Here is a 19888-nt window from a genome sequence, read left to right on the forward strand (position 1 = left end):
ACGGCATGGGGGACTGGCACGGCGGTGTGCTGATCGGATTCGACCTGGAGACGACCGGCACGGAGCCGGGGGAGTCGAGGATCGTGACGGCGGCCCTGATCGAGGTGCGCGGCGGTGCGGTGCGCGAGCGGCGCGGCTGGCTCGCGGACCCGGGGATACCGATCCCGGAAGGGGCGTCGGCGATCCACGGGATCAGCACGGAGCGCGCGGTCGCCGAGGGACGCCCGGTGCGGGAGGTCGCGGACGAGGTCGCCGAGGCCCTGGTGGGCCACTGGCGGGCCGGCGCGGTGGTCGTCGCGTACAACGCGGCCTTCGACCTGACCCTGCTGACGGCCGAGCTGGCCCGGCACGGGCTGCCGTCGCTGGCCGACCGGCTGGGCGGGGCGCAGACCGGTCCGGTGGTGGACCCGCTGACCATCGACCGGGCCGTGGACCGCTACCGGCGGGGCAAGCGCACCCTGGAGGCAGTCTGCGGGGTGTACGGGGTCACCCTCGACGACGCGCACGACGCGGGGGCGGACGCGCTGGCCGCGGTCCAGGTCGCCCGCGCGATAGCCGAGCGCCACCCGGAGGTGGCCGCGCTCACCCCGGCCGACCTGCACGCGCGGCAGAGCACCTGGCACGCGCGCTGGGCCCGGGACTTCCAGTCGTACCTGCGCCGTCAGGGCACCCCGGACGCGGTGATCGACGAGGCCTGGCCCCTGCGCGGCCTGGTCCCCGCCTGAGCCCGTCCCGCCGGCGGGAAATGAAGGCGGGCCACCCCGTACGGATGTGCGACGATCACTCGTCGCACATCACCCTGGGGGGTTCATGCCAACGCCAATGGCATCCGCTAGACATCCTTTTTCCACCGTAATGACGTGTCTGCTGGCCGTCCTCGCCGCGCTCCTCCTGCCGGTGAGCGCCGCTCAGGCCGCGCCGGCCGCCGAGGACTGCGTCGCCGTCACCGAGGGACGGTACGCAGGCAGTTTCGCCGCCGCCGGGCAGACGCACTGCCTGGAGCTGCCGAGCCCGAAGGGCGCCCGGATCGCCGCCCTCACCTCGCTCGGCGGCGCGAGCCTGAGCGTCACGGTCGAGGCGGTCGACCGGAACGGCACCGCACAGTGCACCGCCTCCGAGCTCGCCCGGGGCGAATGCGCACTCACGGGCACGGCGCCGTTCCGCGTGCTGGTGCGCGCCGCGGACGACACCGGAACCGGCGCCTACGGCGTCCACTTCATCCGCACGGACGTCCTTCAGAGCGGCTGTCAGGTCCTGCCCGCGGGCAGCTTCGCCGACGACGCGGCGGCCGTGCGGCTGGACACCGGCAACGGCGTCTTCTCGCACTGCCTGACCATCCCGGCCGGCGCCCACTCCACCTCGGAGCTCCTGCGCGTCCGCTACGGATTCCCGGACGACACGGAGCTGTTCCCGCGCTACTCGCTCAGCATCGTGGACACCGACGGCAACGGGCCGCCCTCCTGCTACACGCATCCCGCGGGCGGCCGGACGGACGCGCTCACCAGCTGCTACTTCACCGCCGACAAGGGCTACACCCTGCTCCTGCAGGGCCAGGACGCCCCGCGCACCCACACCCTGGACCGCCGGGACGTCACCGCCGCGGCCCCGGGCTGCACCGCCTCCGCCGCTACGGCCGTCGGCGCCCCGGCCACGACCGGCGCCTCCGGCCAGAACGGCACCCTGCGCTGCCACCGGATCACCGCAGCCGCCGCCACGGACCGGCTGCGCGTCGACGTCCGGGACGCCCACGACAGCACCCACATGCTGATCATGGACGGCAACGGCGGCATCGCCTGCCACCAGAAGAGCTGGGCGTGCACGGTCACCGGTTCCACCAGCTACCAGGTCGTGACCCAGGTCCCGCAGGACTGGTCCCTGCCCGGCTCCTACCGCCTCGACGCCTGGCGGATCGCCACGGCCGCCGGCGCGGCGCCCGAGTGCACCCGTGCCGGATCGGTCGCGTACGGATACGGCCCGGTGACCGGCACTCTCTCCGGGGAGCGCACGGGTGCCTGCGCGGTCCTGCCGAGCGTCTCGGGTGACCAGTTCCGGGCCGACATCACTGCGACGGACGGCGGGCAGGACATCCCGCGGCCCGCGCTCTACACCAAGGCCGGAACCGACCTCTGCACGGGCCGCTCGTCCCCTTACGACTGCCAGGGCGTCGACCAGAGCCTGTTCGTCCTCACGCTGCCGGACGGGGTGGAACGTACGGCGTACCGTGCCCAGCTCGTCTGCACCACCGCGCCCTGCGGCTCCGAGGAGGTGTCCGTCGGGACGGTCACACCGACCACCGCACAGAGCGGTACGGTCGCGACCCTCACCGTCCAGGGCACGGCCCTCGGCATGAACACCACCGTCGAGCTGACCGGAGGGCCCGCGCCCCTGACGGCAAAGACCGTGTCCGTATCCGACGACGCCCGGACGCTGAAGGCGACCGTGGACCTGCGCACCGCCCCGGCCGGCAACTGGAACATCACCGTCGCAGCGCTCAACTTTCGCTTCGCACAGGGCACGTTGACGGTGACACCGCCCCCGGTCTCCGGGCTGGGTACGTACAGGCCGATCACGCCGACGCGGTTGATGGACACCCGTGAGGGCCTGGGTGTGCCGAAGGCGAAGGTGGGCGAGGCCGGGACGGTGACCCTGCAGGTCGCCGGCACGGCAGGGATTCCGGCGGGTGCGACGGCTGTTGTTCTGAACGTCACGGCGACGGAGCCGACGGCGGGGAGTTTCGTTTCGGTGTATCCGAACGGGACGACGCGTACGAGTGCGTCGAACCTGAACTTCACGGCGGGGCAGACCATTCCGAACCTGGTCGTGGTTCCGGTGGTGAACGGGAAGGTCAGTTTCTACAACCACGCCGGATCGGTGGATCTGATCGCCGACGTGGCGGGCTTTTACACGACCGACGGTTCGGGCTCCGGGTACAGGCCGATCACGCCGACGCGGTTGATGGACACCCGTGAGGGTCTGGGTGTGCCGAAGGCCAAGGTGGGCGAGGCCGGGACGGTGACCCTGCAGGTCGCGGGTACGACGGGGATCCCCGCGGGTGCCACCGCGGTGGTGCTGAACGTCACCGCCACGGAGCCGACCGCGGGCAGTTTCGTATCGGTGTACCCGAACGGGACGACCCGCACCAGCGCGTCGAACCTGAACTTCACCGCGGGGCAGACCATTCCGAACCTGGTGGTCGTCCCCGTCGTGAACGGGAAGGTCAGCTTCTACAACCACGCCGGATCGGTGCACCTCATCGCCGACGTGGCCGGCTACTACACCTCGTAGCGCCCAAGGCCGCTCGCCCCGCATCGGCCGGAAGCCCGGTCGGCGCGGGGCGGGCGTGCCTCAGAACGCATACCAGCGCGCCTCCCGGTCGCCGTCCCTGAGGGAGGCCACCCGGCGGCGGAATTCGGCCCGGGCCGCCGGGTCGGTCGGGGCGTGCTGGGCGACCCACGCGCAGCCGGCCGTCTCCCGGGCGCCGCGCAGGACCGCGCAGCCCGCCCAGTCGCGGACGTCCCACCCGTACGCCGCCACGAAGGCCCCGTACTCCTCGGCCGGCATGCCGTACCGGTCGCGGGCCAGCGCCATCACCACCAGATCGTGCTCGCGCAGATCCGCCGACACGGTCTCCAGGTCGACCAGGACCGGGCCGTCCGGGCCCACGTGCACGTTGCGGGGCAGCGCGTCGCCGTGGACCGGCCCCGGGGGCAGGTGCGGGGTCAGGGCGGCCACCTCGCCGGCGAAGGCGTCCCGGCGGGCCCGCAGGTAGGCCGCGTCGGCCGGGTCGACGGCCTCGCCCGCCAGCCGCAGCCAGCGCTCGACCCCGTCCAGCAGGTCCCGGGCGGGCAGGGTGAACGGGGGCTCGGGCAGTGCGTGCACCAGGCGCAGCAGCGCCGCGAGGTCCTCGGGCCCGGCCGGCCGCACCGGGTCCGGCAGCCGGTGCCACAGGGTCAGCGGGTGGCCGTCCACCAGCCGCGGCCTCGGCTCGGCCGCGCGGACCGCCGGAACCCCGGAGGCGGCGAACCAGCCGGACACCACGAGTTCCCGCTCGGCCCGCTCCAGCAGCGCCGCCTCCCGGCCCACCTTGACCACCAGGTCACCGACGGCGAAGACCGCGTTCTCGCCGAGGGCCAGGAGGGCCGCTTCCCCGGGCCCGCCCCGGGTCAGGCCGGCAGCCGCCAGAACATCCCTCGCCCGCGCCTCGTCCATACCGCCGGTCCCGCCCTTCGCCCTTGATCCGCCTGTGCCCGACAGTATGTGGTGGCTTCCGGCGAGTGGCCCGATCCTGTACTCATGGGCGCCCGACCCGAGGGAAGCGCCGACCGCGGCCCCGCGGTCGTGACGCGGCGCGCCCTGCGCACCACCCTCTCCGCATGTCTCTCGTTCTTCGTCTGCCTGTACGTGCTGGACCGGCCGGTGGCGGCGACGTACGCGCTGTTCGCCGCCGTATCGATGGCGGCGCTCTCCCACATCCCCGGCACCGGACGCCAGCGGGCGGCCGTCATGGTCAAGGCGGCCCCCGCGGCCTGGGTGCTGCTGACGCTCGGCACCTACCTCGCGATCCGGACCTGGAGCGCCGTCGCCGGCATGCTCCTGATCGGCTTCTTCCTGGCCTTCGTGGCGGCGGCCGGTCCCCGCGCGGCGGGCGCCGCGCCCGGGCTGCAACTGCTCTACATCCTGCCGTGCTTCCCGCCCTACGCCCCCGACACCCTGGGCGAACGGCTCGTGGGGGCCACCTTCGGCCTCCTGCTGCTGGTCCTCGCCGAGGCCTTCGTGCTGCCCGAGGAGCCCGGGCCCACCTACCGTCGGCTGGCCGCCGGCGCGGCCGACACCGCCGCCCGCTGCGTCGCCGAACTGGGCCGCGCCCCGTACACGCTGTCCGCCGCGTCGGCGGAGACGGCCCGGGTGGCCGGCGAGTCGCTGCGCCCCTTCCGGGTGGACGAGGCCGACCGCCCCGCCGGGCCGGGCCTGCGGGACCGCGCCCTGTCCCACGCGGGCCTGGCCGCCCGCACGCTCCTCGCCCGCCTGGTGAACCTTCCCCCGCCGCCCCCGGGCCCGGTGCCGACGGAGCAGGAGCCCCAGGTGCTGACCGCGGTCGGCCGGGCCGTCACCGAGACCGCCGCCCTGCTGGACGGCAGGGCCGCCACGACCGAAGCGGCCGCCGACCTGCGGCGCGTACGGGAGCAGGCTGCCACGTCGGCCGCGCGGGAGGCACCCACGACCGCCGCGCGGGGGCGCCGCCGGGCGGCGCTGCTGGAGGTGGCCGATGCGGCCGTGGCCCTGACGACGGCGGCCGAGCTGGCACTACGGGGCCGCCGCGCGCGGGTCCCCGACGACGTCGACTCGGGCCGGTTCTGGTACGCGGGCAAGCGCGCGCCGCGCCTGTGGTGGCACCGGCTGGCGGGACACGCCGGGCCGCGCTCGGTGTACTTCCAGAACGCCGTCCGGATCAGCCTCGCCCTGGCGGCCGCCCGCACGGTCGCGGGCGTGGACTCGCTGCCGCACGGCTTCTGGGCGATGCTGGCCGTCCTCAGCCTCACCCGGACCACCGCCGCCCAGACGCGGGCGACCGTACGCGTGGCGATCACCGGCACCCTGCTCGGCGCCCTGGTCACCGGGCTGCTGCTGGCCCTGATCGGCGGTCACACCAACATCTACGCCGTCGCCCTGCCGTTCGTGATGATGACCGCGTTCCGGGTGGGGCCGGTCCGGGGCGTGGGCTGGGCCCAGGGCATGTTCACCCTCGTGGTGGCCTTCGTCTTCGCCCAGTTGGCCCCTGTGACCTGGCAGCTGGCCGAGGTCAGAATCCTGAACGTGGTCATCGGCAGCCTGATCGGCGTGGTCTTCGGGGTGCTCGCCTGGCCGCGCGGGGCGCAGCGGGAGCTGCACCGGGCGGTCGCCCTGCTGCTGACGACGGAGGCCGAGACGGTCGAGCGCACCACGGCCGCCGTGGTGGACGGCGGGCCGGGGCACGTTCCCGACGACCGGCCGCTCCAGCACGCGCTGACGATGGCGGAGTCCGCGTTCGCGCAGCACCAGAACGAACCCCGCACGTCCGAGGACCCCACGACGGACTGGCAGGCGGCCATGATGTCGGGCCATCACGTGCTGTGGGGCTCGCGTCGGCTTTTCGTCCGGGGAGGCCCGGCGGTGGGGCCGGCGAACGCCGCCCGGCTGGACGGCCGGGCGACCGGGGTGGCCACGCGGATGCGGGAGGCGGCCGAGACGGTGGGGGTGGCACCCGGGGCCGCGGATCAGCAGGGCGCGCCGCTGCCCGGCGGGTCCGAGGCGGGAGGGCCGCCGGGGGTCTCCTCGCCGCGGTTCTTCGCGGCGCTCGCCTGGCTGGACTCGCTGACCGTCGACGTCGAGCGCATGACGGCCGCGGGTCACCCGTCCGGCCCATCGGGTCCGAACGGCTCGTCCGGTCCGCCGGGTCCGCCGGGTCCGCCGGGTCCGCCGGGAGCCTCCCGTCCGTCCGGTCCGGCCGGCCCCTCCTGAGTCGCGGGAAACAACTTGCACGAGACGTCTCGTCTCGCCTATCGTCCGATCATGACCACAGCGAAGCCCGCCCACATCGCCATGTTCTCCATCGCCGCCCACGGGCACGTGAACCCGAGCATCGAGGTGATCCGCGAACTCGTGGCGCGCGGCCACCGCGTCAGCTACGCCATCCCGGCCTCCTTCGCCGAGAAGATCGCGGAGACCGGCGCCACGCCCGTGATCTACACCTCCACGCTGCCCACCGACGACGAGCCCGAGGCCTGGGGCACCGAGCTCATCGAGAACCTGGAGCCCTTCCTGAAGGACGCCGTCCAGGCCCTCCCGCAGCTCGCCGCCGCCTTCGAGGGCGACGAGCCCGACCTCGTCCTCCACGACATCACCTCCTACCCCGCGCCCGTGCTCGCCCACCGCTGGGGCGTCCCCGCCGTCTCCCTCTCCCCGAACCTGGTCGCCTGGGAGGGCTACGAGCAGGAGGTGGGCGAGCCGATGGTCGCCGGGCTGAAGTCCTCCGAGCGCGGCCGGGCCTACTACGACGCCTTCGCGGCCTGGCTCACCGAGAACGGCCTCGGCGACGACGTCGACCGCTTCCAGGGCCGCCCCCGACGCAGCATCGTCCTCATCCCCCGGGCGCTCCAGCCGCACGCCGACCGCGTCGACGGGTCCGTGTACACCTTCGTCGGCGCCTGCCAGGGGGACCGCAGCGCGACCCAGGGCACCTGGCAACGGCCCGCGGCCGCCGAGGGCAAGAAGGTCGTACTCGTCTCGCTCGGCTCCGCCTTCACCAAGCAGCCCGCCTTCTACCGCGCCTGCATCGAGGCCTTCGCGGACCTGTCCGACTGGCACCTCGTCCTCCAGATCGGCAAGTTCACCGACGAGGCCGACCTGGGCCCGGTCCCCGCCGCCGTCGAGGTCCACCGCTGGGTCCCCCAGCTGGACATCCTGCGCCGGGCCGACGCCTTCATCACCCACGCGGGCGCCGGCGGCAGCCAGGAGGGGCTCGCCACCGCCACCCCGATGGTCGCCGTCCCGCAGGCCGTCGACCAGTTCGGCAACGCCGACATGCTCGTCTCGCTCGGAGTGGCCCGCCACGTGCCGATGGCGCAGGCGGACGCCGCGACCCTGCGCGAGGCGGTCCTCCACCTGGTCGCCGACCCCGAGGTCGCCACCCGCGCCGAGGCCGTCCGCGCGCAGATGGCCGCCGAAGGCGGCACGCGGCAGGCCGCCGACCTGATCGAGGCCGAATTGTCATAGCGGGGTCCTAGGGTGCGCCCATGACGACGAAGAAGGCCGCAACGAAGAAGGCCGTGCCCGAAGAAGAGGCCATGACGAAGAAGTACGCGGCGCTGCTGCGCGGGATCAACGTCGGCGGGAACAAGAAGGTCCCGATGGCGGAGCTGCGTTCGCTCCTGGAAGGGCTCGGCCACGGCGACGTGCAGACGTACCTGCAGAGCGGCAACGCCGTCTTCAGCAGCGCGCAGCAGGACCCGGCGGTCCTCACCCGGGAACTGGAGGCGGCCATCGAGGACCGCTTCGGCTTCCGCGTGGCCTGCCTGGTGCTGGACGGTGCGTACCTGCGCGCCGTCGCCGAGGCCTGCCCCTTCCCGGCCGCCGAACTGGAGGGCAAGCAGCTGCACGCCACCTTCTGCTCCGAACAGCCCGGCCCGGAGCGCTTCGCCGCGCTCGACGAAGCCTCGTACCTCCCCGAGGAGTACCGGCTCGGCGACCGGGTCCTGTACCTGTACGCCCCCGACGGCCTCGGCCGCTCCAAACTGGCCGAGGCCCTCGCCAGGCCCGCCGTCGTCAAGGGCATCGACGTGACCACCCGCAACTGGAACACCGTCGCGAAACTCGTGGAGCTGACCGGGGCCTGACCGGGGCCCGACCGGGCGACCCTGATCGGGCTCGGCAGTGCGTTCGCCCCGCCCCCGACGGTCACGCGGGGAGCCGGATGTGCCAGGCTCGTGGCATGCGTTACATCATCATCGGCGCGGGCGCGGTCGGCGCCACCATCGGCGGACGGCTCGCGGAGGCGGGCGGCGAGGTCGTGCTCGTCGCCCGCGGCGCGCACGCGGAGGCCCTACGGGCCGACGGACTGCGCCTCACCACGGCCGACGGGACCCGGGTGCACCGGCTGCCCGTGGTCACCGGACCGGACGAGCTCGGTGAACTGCGCCCCGACGACGCGCTGTTGCTGACCGTGAAGACGCAGGACGCCATCGCCGCGCTCGACGCGTGGGGCGACGCGGAGGTCACCGGCGGCGGTACGGCGGCGCAGCGGCTGCCGGTGCTGTGCGCGCAGAACGGCGTGGAGAGCGAGCGGCTCGCGCAACGGCGCTTCGCGCGCGTGTACGGGGTGTGCGTCTGGCTGCCCGCGACCTTCCTGGAGCCGGGCGTGGTCTCGGCGCTCTGCGCGCCGCTGACCGGCATCCTGCACCTGGGCCGGGCGGCCGGCGGCACGGACGCCCTGTCCCGGGCCGTCGCGGCGGACCTCGCCAAGGCCGGCTTCGGGGCGCCGGCGGTCGAGGACGTGATGCGGTGGAAGTACGCGAAGCTGCTGGGCAACCTCGGCAACGCGATCCAGGCGACCACCGGCCCGGAGCCGGACCCGGCGAAGGCGGCGCTGCTCCTGCGGGCGGTCCGCGAGGGCAAGGCCGCCTTCCGGGCCGCGGGCATCCCGTACGCCTCGGACGCCGAGCAGTCGCTGGCGCGCGACGGCAAGGTGGAGCAGCCGGCCGGGGTACGGGGCGGCTCGTCCTGGCAGAGCCTGGCGCGGGGGACGGGGTCGGTGGAGGCGGACTACCTCAACGGGGAGATCTCGCTGCTGGGCCGTCTGCACGGGGTTCCGACCCCGGTCAATGACGTACTGCGGCACGCCGCCAACATCTTCGCCCGCGAGGGCCTGCCGCCGGGCGCGATGTCGATCGAGGACCTGACCGCCCTGGCCGACGAGGCCGCGGCCCGCGCGTAGTCCGCCGGCTGCAGCGCCGCCGCCGAAGCGCTGCCCCCGGACCCCGTGCCTCGAACGCCGGCGAGGCTGGATGTGGCTGCTGCCGTCCGCCCGGAGGGCTGGATTGCCCCGCAGGGCAATTTCAGCCCCTCCGGCGTTCGAGGAGCGGGGTTCGGGGCGGAGCCCCGGTCTTCGAGCCGCGCCGGCGTTCGGCCGCGGCGGGGTCAGGCCGTCAGGGCCGGGAGCCTCGCGGGAGCGGCCGCCGAGGCGTCGAAGCGGCGCAGCAGCAGCCGGGCCAACTCCGGGGCCGCGCCCAGCACGTCCGCGACGACGTCCGCACCCGCGGCACCGGCGCCGGCCGCGATGCGGTCCGGGAGGCGGCCGGGAGCGATGACGTACGGGGCCACCGCCACCCGCTCGAAGCCTTCGGCGCGCAGGGCCCGTACGGCGTCCTCCGTACGGGGCAGTGCGGCGGAGGCGAACGCAGGCCGCACGGCACACCAACCGGTGCGCCGCCACTCCCGCGCGGTTTCAGCGATCACTGCGATCGCCTCCGGGTCCGTGGAGCCGGCGGACGCGAGCACCACCGCGGTGGTGGCGCGGTCCGCCGGGGTGAGGCCGGCCTCGGAGAGCCGGCGTTCGAGGGCGGTCAGCAGGAGCGGGGACGGTCCGAGGACGTCCGCCACCCGCACCGACAGCCCCGGCAGGCGCGAGGTCGACTCGGCGAGCGCCGCCGGGATGTCGGACTTCGCGTGGAAGGCACGGGTCAGCAGCAGCGGCAGCGCCACGACCTCCCGTACGCCGGAGAGGTAGAGCGCGGACAGGGCCTGCCCCACCGACGGGGTGTTGAAGTCGAGGAAGGCCGTCTCCACGCGCAGCCCCGGCCGCAGCGCCCGTACCCGCCCGGTGAGGGCGTGCACCGTCGCCGCGTGCCGCGGGTCGCGGCTGCCGTGGGCGATGACCAGGAGTGCGGGGGACATGGCGATCAGCTCTTCGCCAACAGGCCGCGGCTGCGCAGTACCCACCGCTCGACAGGGCTGAAGATCAGCAGGTCGATGGCGATGCCGACCACCAGGATCAGGATGATCGCGAGGAACACGCCCGGCAGGTCGATGTTGTTGCGGCCGTTCTCCAGCAGCTGGCCGAGGCCCAGGCCGAGGTCGGGTGAGGAGGCGATGATCTCGGCGGCCATCAGCGAGCGCCAGGAGAAGGCCCAGCCCTGCTTGAGGCCGGCGAGGTAGCCGGGCAGCGCGGCCGGCATGACGATGTGCCGGGCTCCGCGCAGACCGGTGGCGCCCAGGGTGCGGCCCGCGCGCAGGTAGAGCGGCGGGATCTGGTCGATGCCGGAGACGAGGCCGTTGGCGATGGACGGGACGGCGCCCAGCAGGATCACCGTGAACATCATGGCGTCGTTCAGGCCGAACCACAGGACGGCCGGCGGCACCCAGGCCACCGACGGCAGCGACTGCAGGCCCTGGAGGATCGGTCCGATCGCGGCGCGGACGAACTTCACCCGGGCGACGAGCAGGCCGAGCGGGGTGCCGATGGCCAGGGCCAGCAGGAAGCCGAGCAGGCCGCGGGAGACGCTGGTCCAGATGACCTCCAGCAGCGTGCCCTTGAGCCACATGTCGGACAGGCTGTCCCACACCGCGGACAGCGCGGGCAGCTTGGTCTCCTCGGTGACCTTCGTCGCGACGAGCACCTGCCAGACGATGAGCACGAGGCTCACGGCCAGGACGGGCGGGAAGACCTTCTTGACGAGGATCTCGCGGATCGGGGTGCGATGGGTCTGGACCGCGTCGAGGGCGTCGAGACCCGCTTCCAGGCCGGCCAGGTCGTCGCTCTTGCCCGTGGCCTTCGTGGTGGTGTCAGTGCTGGCCATGGCGGCGGATCTCCCCACGCAGGTGTTCAGTGATCTCGAGGGACAGTTCCGCAACGTCCGCGTCCTCGATGCGGCGCGGCTGCGGGATGTCCACGGTCCATTCCTTCGCGACCCGGCCGGGCCGGGAGGAGAGCAGGACCACGCGCTGGGCGAGGCGGACGGCCTCGCGCACGTTGTGGGTGACGAAGAGGACGGACAGTCCGGTCTCGGCCCAGATGCGGGTGAGTTCGCCGTGCAGTACGTCCCGGGTGATGGCGTCGAGGGCGGCGAACGGCTCGTCCATCAGCAGCAGCCGGCTGTCCTGGGCGAGTGCCCGGGCCAGGGCGACGCGCTGGCGCATACCGCCGGACAGCTCGTGCACCCGCTTGCCGTACGAGCCGCCGAGGCGGACCAGCTCCAGCAGCCGCTCGGCCTCCGGGCGGCGCTCGGCCTTGGCCACCCCGCGCAGGCGCAGGGCGAGTTCGATGTTCTTGCCCGCGGTCAGCCACGGGAAGAGGGCGTGCTCCTGGAACATCAGCGCCGGACGGCCGCCGGGGGTCTCGATGGACCCCGCGGACGGCTTGTCCAGACCTGCGACCAGGTTCAGCAGCGTGGACTTTCCGCATCCCGAGGCACCCAGGATGGTGACGAACTCTCCGGGAGCGACATCGAGGCTGATGTCGTCCAGGACGAGCTGCGATCCGGCCGGGCCGGAGAAGGACTTCGATACGTGCTCGATGCGGGCGGCGTGCGTGCGCTCCGCGACGGAGCCCTCGGCAGCCTTGGCAAGCGTGGTGGCCATGGTCGTCACCTCCTGGGATTGCGGGGTTGCTGGGTTACTTGGTGCCGAGTCCGGCGTCGGAGACCTCGGGCTTTCCGGTGGCCTTGAGCACCTTGTTCAGGAGCGTCAGGTCGTAGATGCCGGCGAGGTCGGGCTGCTCGATGAGCTTGGCCTTGACGGCCCATTCCGACTGGGTCTTCAGGGTGGCGGCCAGCGGGTCGTCGGTGATGGCGATGCTGGGCCAGGCCGGGTCGATGACCTTGGCGTCGAGGGCCTTGCCGCTGTCGGCCTGGAGCTTCGCGTTGGCGGAGGCCTTGGCCTTGTCCGGGTTGGCGTTGATCCACTCGTTGGTCTTCACGGTGCCCTTGAGGACCGCTTCGACGACGTCCGGGTGCTCCTTGAGGAACTTCTGGGACACGATGATGTTCGTGATCACGAACTTCTTGTCGGGCCACAGGGCGGTCTCGTCGAGGAGGACGGAGCCGCCGTCGGAGACGAGCTTGGAGGCGGTGGGCTCGGGGACCCAGGCGCCGTCGATGGAGCCCTGCTTGAAGGCGTCGGGGGTGACCTTGTTGTCGGTGCGGACGACGGAGACGTCGCCCTTGCCGGACTCGGGGTCGACCGTCCAGCCCTTCTCGGAGATCCAGTTGAGGAACGCGACGTCCTGCGTGTTCCCCTTCTGGGGGGTGGCGATCTTCTTGCCCTTGAGGTCGTCCAGGGTCTTGATCTTGTCGGGATTCACGACGAGCTTGACGCCGCCGGAGGCGGATCCGGAGATGATCCGCAGGTTGGAGCCCTTGGACTTGACGTAGCCGTTGATCGAGGGGGAGGGGCCGATGAAGCCGATGTCGAGAGAGCCGCCGTTGAGGGCTTCGATCTCGGACGGGCCGGCGTTGAAGGACTGCGGCTTGACCTTGGTGCCGTTCAGTTCCTTCTCGATCAGGCCTTCCTGGAGGCCGACGAGTGCGGTGGCGTGCGTCAGGTTCGGGAAGTACCCGATGCGGACCTCGGCGGCCGAGAGCTTCTTGCCGGCGTCGGCGGCGGCGTCCGCGGCCTTCGGCTCGTCCTTCTTCGCCTCGGAACCGTAGCCGCAGGAAGCGAGCGCACCGATCAGGAGCGGCAGAGCGGCGGCGGCGACGATGCCGCGGCGGAGGGTGGTGCGGGCGGTGGCGGTGGCAGGCACGGGAGGGCTTCCTCTCGTGACGGCGTCATCTCATGACGCACGTCTTCGTTTGCGGGGCAATGGCGGGTACGGCTCGTGGGGGGTGTGGGCGCGCATGCGGTGCGCGTACGTCATCGCGCACATCGCGCCACCCCTCCCTGGCCGCTGCCGAGGGCGCCGCTGCCCACGCGGCCGCCCTCCTTCGCGAAGGTGGAGTAGATGTCGGAAAGCATGAGTTAGAAGTCCCAGCCTTCCTCGTCGGCCTGGACGGTCGTGTCGGCCCTGGAGGCGAAGGACTCGCCGGCCATGCCCGCCGCCAGGGTGGTTCCGTCGGCCGGGTCGATCAGCAGGAAGGACCCGGTGCGGCGGGAGTCGGCGTACGCGTCGAGCGCGAGCGGCTCGGCGGTACGGACGACGACCCGGCCGATGTCGTTGGCGACCAGCTGCCCGGGGTCGGGGTGCTGGGACAGGTCGTCGAGGGTCAGCCGCGAGGGGATCTCCTTGACGATGGCCTTCACCGTGCGAGTGGTGTGCTTGATCAGCACCCGGGCGCCGACGGCCAGGGGCTGGTCGGCCACGTGGCAGACCGTCGCCTCGACGTCCTGGGTGGTGGCCGGGGCGCTCGCGGACGGCGCGATCAGGTCGCCGCGCGAGATGTCGATGTCGTCCCGCAGGCGCAGCGTCACCGACTGCGGGGCCCAGGCGATGTCCACGCTCTCGCCGAGCGCGTCGATGCCCTCGATGACGGAGGTCCGGCCCGACGGCAGGACGGTCACGGCCTCGCCGACGCGCAGCACGCCGGAGGCGATCTGACCCGCGTAGCCGCGGTAGTCGGGGTGCTCGGCGGACTGCGGACGGATCACGTACTGCACCGGGAAGCGCGCCGGGCAGGCCGTGAGGTCGTGGCTGACCGGGACGGTCTCCAGGTGCTCCAGCACCGTCGGGCCGCCGTACCAGTCCATGTTGGCGGAGGGCTCCACCACGTTGTCCCCGGCCAGGGCCGAGATCGGGATGGCGGTGATCTCCGGGACGCCCAGGTCCGAGGCGTACGCGGTGAACTCCTCGGCGATGGCGGCGAAGACCGACTCCTGGTAGCCCACGAGGTCCATCTTGTTGACGGCCAGGACCACGTGCGGCACGCGCAGCAGGGCGGCGACGGCCGCGTGCCGGCGGGTCTGCTCGATCACGCCGTTGCGGGCGTCGACGAGGACCACGGCCAGGTCGGCGGTGGAGGCGCCGGTGACCATGTTCCGGGTGTACTGCACGTGCCCCGGGGTGTCCGCGAGGATGAACCGGCGGCGCGCGGTGGCGAAGTACCGGTAGGCGACGTCGATGGTGATGCCCTGCTCCCGCTCGGCCCGCAGGCCGTCGGTGAGCAGCGCGAGGTCCGGGGCGTCCTGGCCGCGCTGCGCGGAGACGGCCTCGACGGCCTCCATCTGGTCGGTGAGGACCGACTTGGAGTCGTGCAACAGCCGGCCCACCAGGGTGGACTTGCCGTCGTCGACGGAACCGGCGGTCGCGAAGCGCAGCAGGGTGGTCGCCGACACGTCGGCGAACTGCTCGGTGGTGCTGGTCATGTCTAGAAGTACCCTTCGCGCTTGCGGTCTTCCATCGCGGCCTCGGACATCTTGTCGTCGGCGCGGGTCGCGCCCCGCTCGGTGAGGCGGGAGACGGCGATCTCGGCGATCACGGCGTCCAGCGAGACGGCGTCGGAGTCGACGGCGCCGGTGCAGGACATGTCACCGACGGTGCGGTAGCGGATGAGACGCGTCTGGGGCGTCTCGTTCTCCTTCGGGCCGCCCCACTCGCCCGCCGTCAGCCACATGCCGTTGCGCTGGAACACCTCGCGCTCGTGGGCGAAGTAGATCTCCGGCAGCTCGATGCCCTCGCGGGCGATGTACTGCCAGACGTCCAGCTCGGTCCAGTTCGAGAGCGGGAAGACGCGCACGTGCTCACCGGGGGCGTGGCGGCCGTTGTAGAGCTGCCACAGCTCGGGGCGCTGGCGGCGCGGGTCCCACTGCGAGAACTCGTCGCGCAGGCTGAACACCCGCTCCTTGGCGCGGGCCTTCTCCTCGTCGCGGCGGCCGCCGCCGAAGACGGCGTCGAACTTCAGGCTCTGGATCGCCTCGGTCAGCGGCACGGTCTGCAGGGGGTTGCGGGTGCCGTCGGGGCGCTCGCGCAGCTTGCCCGCGTCGATGTACTCCTGGACGGAGGCCACGTGCAGGCGCAGGCCGTGCTTCTCGACCGTCCGGTCGCGGTACTCCAGCACCTCGGGGAAGTTGTGGCCCGTGTCGACGTGCAGCAGCGTGAAGGGCACCGGCGCCGGCGCGAACGCCTTCAGCGCCAGGTGCAGCATGACGATGGAGTCCTTGCCGCCGGAGAAAAGGATCACCGGCTTCTCGAACTCGCCCGCCACCTCGCGGAAGATGTGCACCGCCTCGGACTCCAGCGCGTCGAGGTGCGACAGCGCGTACGGGGCGTCGGAGCCGGAATCGGTGTGCAGGTGTGCGGCCGTGGTCATGCCAGACCCCTCTCGGTGAGCAGCGCGTGCAGGGCCGAGGCCGACTCCTGCACGGTCTGCGTGTGCGACTCGATACGGAGGTCCGGGGACTCCGGTGCCTCGTACGGGTCGTCGACCCCGGTCAGACCGGAGATCTCGCCCGCCGCCTGCTTGGCGTACAGGCCCTTCACGTCGCGCTCGGAGCAGACCTCGACCGGGGTGGCCACGTGGACCTCCAGGTACGAGGTGCCCTCGGCGGCGTGCCGCTTGCGGACGGCCTCACGGCTGTCCGCGAACGGCGCGATCACCGGCACCAGCGCCTTGACCCCGTTGCTCGCGAGGAGCTCGGCGACGAAGCCGATCCGCTGCACGTTGGTGTGCCGGTCCTCGCGGGTGAAGCCCAGGCCGGCGGAGAGGAACTCACGGATCTCGTCCCCGTCGAGCACCTCCACGCGGTGGCCCTCGCCGCGCAGCCGCTCGGCCAGCGCGTAGGCGATGGTGGTCTTGCCCGCGCTCGGCAGCCCGGTCAGCCACACGGTGGCGCCCTGGTCGCTCACGCTCATCTGCTCTGTCTCCGTAGGTTCTTCGCTCGTCGTCATCAGCCGTGCAGTCCGCACTCGGTCTTGCCCCGCCCGGCCCACCGGCCGGCCCGCGCGTCCTCGCCCACGGCGACGCGGCGGGTGCACGGGGCGCAGCCGACGGAGGCGTAACCGTCCATCAGCAGCGGGTTGGTGAGCACGCCGTGCTCGGCGACGTACGCGTCCACGTCGTCCTGGGTCCAGCGCGCGATCGGCGAGACCTTGACCTTCTGCCGCTTCTCGTCCCAGCCGACCACCGGGGTGTTCGCCCGGGTGGGGGACTCGTCGCGGCGCAGGCCCGTCGCCCACGCGGCGTACGCGGTCAGGCCCTCTTCCAGCGGCTTGACCTTGCGCAGCGCGCAGCACAGGTCGGGGTCGCGGTCGTGCAGCTTCGGGCCGTACTCCGCGTCCTGCTCGGCGACGCTCTGACGCGGGGTCAGGGTGATGACGTTGACGTCCATCACGGCCTCGACCGCGTCACGGGTGCCGATGGTCTCCTCGAAGTGGTAGCCCGTGTCGAGGAAGACCACGTCCACGCCGGGGAAGACCCGCGAGGCCAGGTGGGCGACGACCGCGTCCTCCATGGAGGAGGTCACGGCGAACCGCTTGCCGAAGGTCTCCGCCGCCCAGCGCAGGATCTCCGGCGCCGAGGCGTCCTCCAGTTCCCGGCCCGCCCGCTCGGCCAGCTCCTTGAGTTCCTCGGCCGTGAGACGCACGTCTTGAGTGGTGGTCATATCCCGTCCCCTCCCGCTGATCCCGCTGATCCCGCTGATCCCGCCGAATCCGACGGGACACCCCGGGCCAGCAGCCCGAGGTACTTCAGCTGGAAGGCTCGGTTGCAGGCCCTGCATTCCCACGCGCCGTGGCCCGTCTCGTTCGGAAACAGGTCCTCGTCGCCGCAGTACGGGCAGTAGAACGGTGCGGCGCGCTCGCTCACGAGAGGCTCTTCTCGTCCGCGCGGGCGACCCACGCCGCGAAGCGCTCGCCGTCCTCGCGCTGCTCCTCGTAGTGCTTGACGACCCGCTCGACGTAGTCGGGCAGGCCGGCCGAGGTGACCTTGAGCCCGCGGACCTTGCGGCCGAAGCCGGCTTCCAGGCCCAGGGCGCCGCCCAGGTGGACCTGATAGCCCTCCACCTGGTTGCCGTCGTCGTCGAGGACCAGCTGACCCTTGAGACCGATGTCCGCCACCTGGATACGGGCGCAGGCGTTCGGGCAGCCGTTGATGTTGATGGTGAGCGGCTCGGCGAAGTCCGGCAGACGGCGCTCCAGCTCGTCGATCAGCGAGGCGCCGCGCGCCTTGGTCTCGACGATGGCCAGCTTGCAGAACTCGATGCCGGTGCAGGCCATCGTGCCGCGGCGGAACGGGGACGGCTTGACCCGCAGGTCCAGCGCCTCCAGCGCCTCGACCACCGAGTCGACGCGGTCGGCCTCGATGTCGAGGACGATCATCTTCTGCTCGGCGGTGGTGCGCAGCCGGCCGGAGCCGTGCTGCTGGGCCACATCCGCGATCTTGGTCAGGGTGGCGCCGTCCACGCGGCCCACGCGGGGCGCGAAGCCGACGTAGAACTTGCCGTCCTTCTGCTGGTGGACGCCCACGTGGTCGCGCCACTGGCCGCTCGGCTGCGCCGGCGCGGGACCGTCGGTCAGCTTGCGCTTCAGGTACTCGTCCTCCAGGACCTGGCGGAACTTGGCCGGGCCCCAGTCGGCGACGAGGAACTTCAGACGGGCGCGGTTGCGCAGCCGGCGGTAGCCGTAGTCGCGGAAGATCGAGATGACGCCCTCGTAGACGTCCGGGACCTCGTCGAGCGAGACCCAGGTGCCCAGGCGCACACCCAGCTTGGGGTTGGTGGAGAGGCCGCCGCCGACCCAGACGTCGAAGCCGGGGCCGTGCTCGGGGTGGTTCACGCCCACGAACGCGATGTCGTTGATCTCGTGCGCCACGTCCAGCAGCGGCGAGCCGGAGATCGCCGACTTGAACTTGCGGGGCAGGTTGGAGAAGTCCTTGTTGCCCACGATGCGGCGGTAGATCTCGTCGATGGCGGGCGTGCCGTCGATGATCTCGTCCAGGGCGATGCCGGCGACGGGCGAACCGAGGATGACGCGGGGCGTATCACCGCAGGCCTCGGTGGTGGAGAGGCCGACGGCTTCCAGCCGGCGCCAGATCTCCGGGACGTCCTCGATCCGGATCCAGTGGTACTGCACGTTCTGGCGGTCGGTGAGGTCCGCGGTGCCGCGCGCGAACTCCTCGGAGATCTCGCCGATCACGCGGAGCTGCTCGGTGGTCAGCCGGCCGCCGTCGATGCGGACGCGCAGCATGAAGTACTCGTCGTCCAGCTCCTCCGGCTCCAGGATCGCGGTCTTGCCGCCGTCGATCCCGGGCTTGCGCTGGGTGTAGAGGCCCCACCAGCGCATACGGCCGCGCAGGTCGTTGGGGTCGATCGAGTCGAAGCCGCGCTTGGAGTAGATCGTCTCAATGCGTGTCCGCACGTTGAGACCGTCGTCGTCCTTCTTGAACTGCTCGTTGCCGTTGAGGGGCGTGTGGTGTCCGACGGCCCACTGGCCCTCACCGCGGTGACGGCCGGTCTTGCGGCGCGCGGCGGCTGCGGGTGCGGCTGCAGGCGTTTCGGGGGTGGCGGCCATGGCGGTACGTCCTTCTTCGGCGGCTCGAGGCAAGGGCAGGGGGAGGCGGCGCTCCCCGGCCGGCTCGGCGTTTCCGAGCGGGTGCGGCGGATTCCCGCTCCGCTGCCGGGGTTGCCGGCGGGCAGAGCGGTACTACGGCCTCAGGGGGCTGGCGGGTGATCGGCGCGTCCGCGGCGGCGGGGACGACGGCGATGTGCGGCGTGGCTGGTTCCGTCAGCGCGCCGGACAGATGGCGCTGGACATGCGGCCGAGGTCGACGTGCCGCCGACTCACCAAGGCAATTCCAGCTCCATTCATGGCGGAAGCGTGTCATGTGCCGATTGGAGGAGTCCACTACTGTCCATGATTCGGACGAACTCGTCCCGCATGTTGGGACGATGTGACGGGGGTCACCCGGTGGGGCCGGACATTTCAGCCCCACCGGCGTTCGAGGAGCGGGGGTGCGGGGGCGCCGCCCCCGCAGCGGCGCCGCACCCTCCGGGTTCGGCCGACCGCCCTCCCGCGGGCGCTACGCGCCGGGCCAGGGGCCGGGAGTCGGGGTCTCTTCCTTCTCTTCCGTCTCCGTCCTGAAGACCTTGAAGCCGCGCCGCTCGTAGTTGCTCATCGCCGTCGGACCGTCCTGGCTGCACGTGTGCACCCACACCCGCCGGGTCGGCTCCCGCTCCGGCCAGCGCTCCGCGAGGGACCACGCGCGGGCGACGCCCACCGACAGCAGATGCCCCCCGATGCGGCGGCCCCGGAAGTCCGGCAGGAGACCGAAGTACATGATCTCCACCACGCCGTCCTCCTGCGGGTCCAGCTCCACGTACCCCGCCGGCGTGCCCCGGTCGTACGCCACCCACGTCTCCACGCCCGGCCGGTCCAGCTGCTCCACCCACTGGGCGCGGGTCAGCGAGAGCCGGTCCGTCCAGTGAATGT

The 19888-nt window shown here is 72.5% G+C and carries 19 protein-coding genes; 6 read left to right on the forward strand and 13 right to left on the reverse strand.

The features are described from left to right. Positions 1-5 precede the first annotated feature (5 nt). Both IE257_RS11780 and IE257_RS11785 read left to right on the forward strand, forming a co-directional pair. Complete coding sequence (locus IE257_RS11780) at positions 6-725, forward strand: 3'-5' exonuclease (protein ID WP_189968296.1); 720 nt, start codon at positions 6-8, stop codon at positions 723-725. Between the two features lie 130 nt (positions 726-855). Continuing rightward, a complete protein-coding gene (locus IE257_RS11785) occupies positions 856-3285 on the forward strand; it encodes a hypothetical protein (protein ID WP_189967591.1) in 2430 nt (809 codons plus the stop codon). Positions 3286-3345: 60 nt separating this feature from the next. On the opposite strand, the gene IE257_RS11790 is transcribed toward IE257_RS11785, so the two are convergent. After that, positions 3346-4209 carry a phosphotransferase enzyme family protein gene (locus tag IE257_RS11790; protein ID WP_189967593.1) on the reverse strand — a complete coding sequence of 288 codons (864 nt, stop codon included), beginning with the start codon at positions 4207-4209 and terminating at the stop codon, positions 3346-3348. An 84-nt stretch (positions 4210-4293) separates the two neighbouring features. Between IE257_RS11790 and IE257_RS38895 the strand changes: the two genes are divergently transcribed. From IE257_RS38895 to IE257_RS11810, 4 genes are all read left to right on the forward strand, one after another. Then, positions 4294-6498, forward strand: a complete 2205-nt coding sequence (locus tag IE257_RS38895) for an FUSC family protein (protein ID WP_189967595.1) — start codon at positions 4294-4296, stop codon at positions 6496-6498. A 51-nt stretch (positions 6499-6549) separates the two neighbouring features. Beyond that, a complete protein-coding gene (gene mgt, locus IE257_RS11800; protein ID WP_189967597.1) occupies positions 6550-7752 on the forward strand; it encodes a macrolide-inactivating glycosyltransferase in 1203 nt (400 codons plus the stop codon). A 71-nt stretch (positions 7753-7823) separates the two neighbouring features. Continuing rightward, complete coding sequence (locus IE257_RS11805) at positions 7824-8372, forward strand: DUF1697 domain-containing protein (protein WP_189968298.1); 549 nt, start codon at positions 7824-7826, stop codon at positions 8370-8372. Positions 8373-8467: 95 nt separating this feature from the next. Further along, the gene (locus IE257_RS11810; protein WP_189967599.1) at positions 8468-9469 is read left to right on the forward strand and encodes a ketopantoate reductase family protein; all 1002 of its coding nucleotides are present in this window, start codon (positions 8468-8470) and stop codon (positions 9467-9469) included. Between the two features lie 203 nt (positions 9470-9672). Here the strand turns inward: IE257_RS11810 and IE257_RS11815 are convergent, their stop codons facing one another. From IE257_RS11815 to IE257_RS11860, 12 genes are all read right to left on the reverse strand, one after another. Further along, a complete protein-coding gene (locus IE257_RS11815; RefSeq protein ID WP_189967601.1) occupies positions 9673-10428 on the reverse strand; it encodes a sirohydrochlorin chelatase in 756 nt (251 codons plus the stop codon). Between the two features lie 5 nt (positions 10429-10433). Next, positions 10434-11330 carry an ABC transporter permease gene (locus IE257_RS11820; RefSeq protein WP_189967603.1) on the reverse strand — a complete coding sequence of 299 codons (897 nt, stop codon included), beginning with the start codon at positions 11328-11330 and terminating at the stop codon, positions 10434-10436. Beyond that, the gene (locus IE257_RS11825) at positions 11317-12111 is read right to left on the reverse strand and encodes an ABC transporter ATP-binding protein (RefSeq protein ID WP_189739530.1); all 795 of its coding nucleotides are present in this window, start codon (positions 12109-12111) and stop codon (positions 11317-11319) included. The genes IE257_RS11820 and IE257_RS11825 overlap by 14 nt, the downstream gene beginning before the upstream one ends. A 34-nt stretch (positions 12112-12145) precedes the next feature. Beyond that, positions 12146-13273, reverse strand: coding sequence for an aliphatic sulfonate ABC transporter substrate-binding protein (locus IE257_RS11830; protein WP_189967605.1), 1128 nt, complete (start codon positions 13271-13273; stop codon positions 12146-12148). A gap of 215 nt (positions 13274-13488) precedes the next feature. Beyond that, positions 13489-14829 carry a sulfate adenylyltransferase subunit 1 gene (locus IE257_RS11835; RefSeq protein ID WP_189967607.1) on the reverse strand — a complete coding sequence of 447 codons (1341 nt, stop codon included), beginning with the start codon at positions 14827-14829 and terminating at the stop codon, positions 13489-13491. 2 nt (positions 14830-14831) lie between these two features. After that, a complete protein-coding gene (gene cysD, locus IE257_RS11840) occupies positions 14832-15773 on the reverse strand; it encodes a sulfate adenylyltransferase subunit CysD (protein ID WP_189967609.1) in 942 nt (313 codons plus the stop codon). Further along, a complete protein-coding gene (cysC, locus tag IE257_RS11845) occupies positions 15770-16315 on the reverse strand; it encodes an adenylyl-sulfate kinase (protein ID WP_054227921.1) in 546 nt (181 codons plus the stop codon). The genes cysD and cysC overlap by 4 nt, the downstream gene beginning before the upstream one ends. Before the next feature lie 35 nt (positions 16316-16350). Further along, a complete protein-coding gene (locus IE257_RS11850) occupies positions 16351-17064 on the reverse strand; it encodes a phosphoadenylyl-sulfate reductase (protein WP_189967611.1) in 714 nt (237 codons plus the stop codon). Then, positions 17061-17267: a DpnI domain-containing protein gene (locus IE257_RS38120; protein WP_229920287.1), complete on the reverse strand. Its 207-nt coding sequence runs from the start codon at positions 17265-17267 to the stop codon at positions 17061-17063. The genes IE257_RS11850 and IE257_RS38120 overlap by 4 nt, the downstream gene beginning before the upstream one ends. Further along, positions 17264-18970 (reverse strand): nitrite/sulfite reductase, encoded by a 1707-nt coding sequence (locus tag IE257_RS11855; RefSeq protein WP_189967613.1) that lies wholly within the window; start codon positions 18968-18970, stop codon positions 17264-17266. Before IE257_RS11855 ends, IE257_RS38120 begins: the two co-directional genes overlap by 4 nt. Positions 18971-19183: 213 nt before the next feature. Continuing rightward, positions 19184-19267 (reverse strand): putative leader peptide, encoded by an 84-nt coding sequence (locus IE257_RS39370; RefSeq protein ID WP_312847410.1) that lies wholly within the window; start codon positions 19265-19267, stop codon positions 19184-19186. 211 nt (positions 19268-19478) lie between these two features. Beyond that, on the reverse strand, positions 19479-19888 hold a 410-nt coding region (locus IE257_RS11860), incomplete at its 5' end, for a GNAT family N-acetyltransferase (RefSeq protein ID WP_189967616.1).

It is taken from the genome of Streptomyces avidinii (assembly GCF_014650695.1).
Lineage (GTDB): Bacteria > Actinomycetota > Actinomycetes > Streptomycetales > Streptomycetaceae > Streptomyces > Streptomyces avidinii.

Coding starts and splice junctions, on each gene's coding strand:
- IE257_RS11780 (WP_189968296.1), top strand. CDS start 6: ATGGGGGACTGGCACGGCGGTGTGCTGATCGGATTCGACCTGGAGACG.
- IE257_RS11785 (WP_189967591.1), top strand. CDS start 856: ATGACGTGTCTGCTGGCCGTCCTCGCCGCGCTCCTCCTGCCGGTGAGC.
- IE257_RS11790 (WP_189967593.1), bottom strand. CDS start 4,209: ATGGACGAGGCGCGGGCGAGGGATGTTCTGGCGGCTGCCGGCCTGACC.
- IE257_RS38895 (WP_189967595.1), top strand. CDS start 4,294: ATGGGCGCCCGACCCGAGGGAAGCGCCGACCGCGGCCCCGCGGTCGTG.
- mgt (WP_189967597.1), top strand. CDS start 6,550: ATGACCACAGCGAAGCCCGCCCACATCGCCATGTTCTCCATCGCCGCC.
- IE257_RS11805 (WP_189968298.1), top strand. CDS start 7,824: ATGACGAAGAAGTACGCGGCGCTGCTGCGCGGGATCAACGTCGGCGGG.
- IE257_RS11810 (WP_189967599.1), top strand. CDS start 8,468: ATGCGTTACATCATCATCGGCGCGGGCGCGGTCGGCGCCACCATCGGC.
- IE257_RS11815 (WP_189967601.1), bottom strand. CDS start 10,428: ATGTCCCCCGCACTCCTGGTCATCGCCCACGGCAGCCGCGACCCGCGG.
- IE257_RS11820 (WP_189967603.1), bottom strand. CDS start 11,330: ATGGCCAGCACTGACACCACCACGAAGGCCACGGGCAAGAGCGACGAC.
- IE257_RS11825 (WP_189739530.1), bottom strand. CDS start 12,111: ATGGCCACCACGCTTGCCAAGGCTGCCGAGGGCTCCGTCGCGGAGCGC.
- IE257_RS11835 (WP_189967607.1), bottom strand. CDS start 14,829: ATGACCAGCACCACCGAGCAGTTCGCCGACGTGTCGGCGACCACCCTG.
- cysD (WP_189967609.1), bottom strand. CDS start 15,773: ATGACCACGGCCGCACACCTGCACACCGATTCCGGCTCCGACGCCCCG.
- cysC (WP_054227921.1), bottom strand. CDS start 16,315: ATGAGCGTGAGCGACCAGGGCGCCACCGTGTGGCTGACCGGGCTGCCG.
- IE257_RS11850 (WP_189967611.1), bottom strand. CDS start 17,064: ATGACCACCACTCAAGACGTGCGTCTCACGGCCGAGGAACTCAAGGAG.
- IE257_RS11855 (WP_189967613.1), bottom strand. CDS start 18,970: ATGGCCGCCACCCCCGAAACGCCTGCAGCCGCACCCGCAGCCGCCGCG.
- IE257_RS39370 (WP_312847410.1), bottom strand. CDS start 19,267: ATGAATGGAGCTGGAATTGCCTTGGTGAGTCGGCGGCACGTCGACCTC.